Origin of the sequence: Candidatus Palibaumannia cicadellinicola (assembly GCF_002855795.1) — a bacterium.
In the GTDB taxonomy this organism is placed as follows: Bacteria; Pseudomonadota; Gammaproteobacteria; order Enterobacterales; family Enterobacteriaceae; genus Baumannia; species Baumannia cicadellinicola_C.
This window is the reverse complement of sequence record NZ_NJPO01000075.1, coordinates 1-3,342: the sequence shown is the minus strand read 5'-3', so window position 1 is coordinate 3,342 and position 3,342 is coordinate 1. Positions and strand designations below refer to the sequence as shown.

At 37.2% G+C, this 3,342-nt stretch carries 1 protein-coding gene and 2 pseudogenes; 1 reads left to right on the top strand and 2 read right to left on the bottom strand.

Annotation, left to right across the window (positions count from 1 at the left end; translation table 11 throughout):
- Positions 1 to 82 precede the first annotated feature (82 nt).
- The gene (locus CEX73_RS01490; protein WP_101626842.1) at positions 83 to 409 is read right to left on the bottom strand and encodes a YbaB/EbfC family nucleoid-associated protein; all 327 of its coding nucleotides are present in this window, start codon (positions 407 to 409) and stop codon (positions 83 to 85) included.
- 451 nt (positions 410 to 860) lie between these two features.
- Positions 861 to 1,964 (bottom strand): annotated as a pseudogene (gene dnaX, locus CEX73_RS01485) (DNA polymerase III subunit gamma/tau); the annotation flags it as partial.
- A 257-nt stretch (positions 1,965 to 2,221) separates the two neighbouring features.
- On the opposite strand from dnaX, the pseudogene CEX73_RS01480 reads away from it, so the two are divergent.
- Positions 2,222 to 3,342 (top strand): annotated as a pseudogene (locus CEX73_RS01480) (5'-3' exonuclease); the annotation flags it as partial.

The window sequence follows — 3,342 nt, the reverse complement described above, 5'->3', positions numbered from 1 at the left end:
CATGATCGTGAATTAAGTTTGATATTTGATTAGCTAATCTAAATATAGTCTAATTAGGAAACATAATTTATAAGCTGATGGCTTAATTAAAACCTAGTGGAAGTTGCATGTTACTTGACACAGATGTCATTTTTTCCTTTTGCGTTTCCGCAATACGACGAGCCGCATCGTTAAATGCAGCAGCGATCAAGTCTTCTAACATATCCTTATCTACATCTACTTCTAGTAAACTTTGATCTACTTCGACACGACGACAATTATGAGTGCCGTTAATGGTAACTTTTACTAAGCCAGCACCTGATTCTCCGATAACTTCCAGCTGAGCTATTTCTTCTTGTATCTGTTGCATTTGATTCTGCATTTGTTGTGCTTGTTTCATTAAGTCGTTAATACCGCTTTTACTAAACATAATGTTATCTCTCTATTCTTAATGTAGTCAGACTGCTTTTGATACGATAAATAAATAGTAGTGTATGAATTGTAATTTCAATAGGCTCAATGCTCTCTTTATCTAGCTCACCACCTAAAAAATTTTACATCATGGTTATATATTTATCAGTAGTAATTGCTTCCTGTGCTTGTATAAGTTTTTATTCAGAAATAGGTGGTCTCAACTGATGTGGCGTTTTATCTCAGGATTATTATCTTCCTGCACAGTTAATTCAATCTGTGTACCTAAATCTATGCTCAAAGCTTCACGTAACTTATGTTGATATCTGCCTATCTGGTTGTGGTAGCAAAGCTGTACGCGCCTGTAACAGTTGGGCGCGTATATCAGATACGTTATATCAGATACGTTATATCAGATACGTTATTTACCCCCGTTTTATTGTTCTCCATCAGTATATAGAAGACTTAATGGGTTTTAGTGATACAGGGTGAAAAGCGAGCGCACGCAACATAGTCATTTCTACCCCCATACGTTGATCTGGTGCATAGGGTAGCTCTTTACGACCAATTAGCAAAGTTTGGTAATATAGCTGTAAATCTTCTGGTGGAATACGTTGTGCTAAATCGCGTAGACGAGGTAATAGGTTGTCCATCTGATTATCATAGTTTAATTGCTCAGATCGTAGCTGACCCATGGCAATACGGTGTAATAGAGATAACATCTCTACTAATAGGCTTTCCCAGTTAATACCGCGTACTGCACATTGTGCTAGTTGTTCCATCATAGTTTTACTATTCGCATTAACTAAAGCTTCTATCAATACTAATGGCTGCTCTGTCTTTATATTGCCAAGCATCATACAAACAGTTTCCCAATTAACTATCCCCTGTCCCATAACTATTGCTTGATCGGTAAGGCTTAGTGCATCACGCATACTACCATCTGCTGCGTGTGCTAGTAGTTCCAGCGCACGTTGCTCAGCATTAATATGTTCATTCTGTAATATATGTCTCAGCTGGTTGCAGATTTGGCTCACATTAAGCGCCTTCAGATGCAACTGTAGGCAGCGGGACAGGATAGTCATAGGTATCTTCTGCGGATCTGTAGTTGCCAGTAGAAATTTAACATGCATAGGCGGTTCTTCTAGCGTTTTCAAAAGTGCGTTAAAACTATGACGAGACAACATGTGTACTTCATCAATTAAATAAATTTTAAAGCGTCCATAGTTTGGGGTGTACTGAACATTATCCAACAGTTCGCGAGTATCTTCTACTTTAGTACGTGAAGCAGCATCGATCTCTATCAAATCGACAAAAAAGCTATGCGTAATTTCATGACAATTTTTACATTGATTGCATGGTATAGTAGTTATACCTAATTGACAATTTAGCCCTTTAGCTAACAAGCGGGCAATAGTAGTTTTACCCACCCCACGGGTTCCGGATAATAAATATGCGTGATGAATCCTACCCAATAAAAAGCTGTTAGTAAGTGCTGTCAGAACATGTTCTTGACCTACTACATCAGCAAATGTTTGTGGACGCCACTTACGTGCCAATACCTTATAGCTCATGGTTAGCTGAATTATGTTGTAGAATAAATAGGTAAAATAAATAGATTGTTCATCCTAACACAGCTCGATATTCCCGCGCGATGCGCGATATAGTAATAAACTAAGAAAACGCTTGTTTTTATATAGAATCAGTTGAATGATTATCGATTAAAAAGCTCAATTATCCTAGTGCTAGGAATATTAGTGGTGATCTCTCTTTCAGGTTACTATAGTTAGTAGAAAATGTTATTTTGACTAATAATTTAATCAAATGAGCTATAGTGCAAATGGCAGAAAAACAGTTACTTTTGATAGATGGATCATTCTATCTTTACCGCGCTTATCATGCTTTTCCGCAGCTTACTAATAATGCAGGTGAACCAACTGGTGCAATGTACGGTGTAGTTAATATGCTCAAGAACCTATTAGTACAATATCGTACTAATTATATAGCAGTTGTATTTGACGCTTATGGTAAAACCTTCCGTGATGAACTATTCGAACATTACAAATCCCACCGCTCTATAATGCCCCAAAATTTATGCTGTCAGATTAGTCCGCTGTATGAAATAGTTAGAGCTATGGGATTACCACTGCTCGTGGTCAATGGTGTTGAGTCGGATGATGTTATTGGTACATTAGCACGTGAAGCTGCATGTAATGGTAACAATGTTTTGATAAGTACCGGAGATAAGGATATGGCACAACTAGTTTCACCAGAAATAAATCTGATTAATACCATGTCTAATTCTATCCTAGGACCACAAGAAGTACAACGAAAATTTGGTGTTCCACCAGAACTAATTATTGATTATCTCGCACTAATGGGCGATAACTCAGATAATATTCCGGGCGTACCCGGCGTGGGGAAAAAAACAGCTCAAATACTACTGCAACAGTTGGGAGGGATAAATAATTTATATCATAATTTACATTATGTAAGCCATTTGAGCAGTTTACGTGGTGCAAAAAAGATAGCAGCCAAGTTAGAAGAAAACCGCGATATTGCATTTCTTTCCTATAAATTAGCTACTATTAAGACAAATGTTACACTAGATGTACCCTATCATAAGATGATTGTAAAAAAACCTAACTATAAAGCGCTAATGTTACTGTTTCAGCGTTATGAGTTCAAACGTTGGATAATCCAATTAGAGTTAGGTAAATGGCTATGGCTAAAGGGTTAAAGAGAAGCACGCAGGTGGTAGCGCAGACTGTTATCAAGCCAGACTGCGAAATATCTAAACTATTATCGAATCAATGTTATCAAATTATTTATCATATGGCAGAACTGAAGCAGTGGATTACCGATATTCGCCGCGTAGGTTTATTAGCTTTTGATACTTTTACTAATATAATCAATAAAGATATCATAACAGCCCCAGTCAAACTACCCACC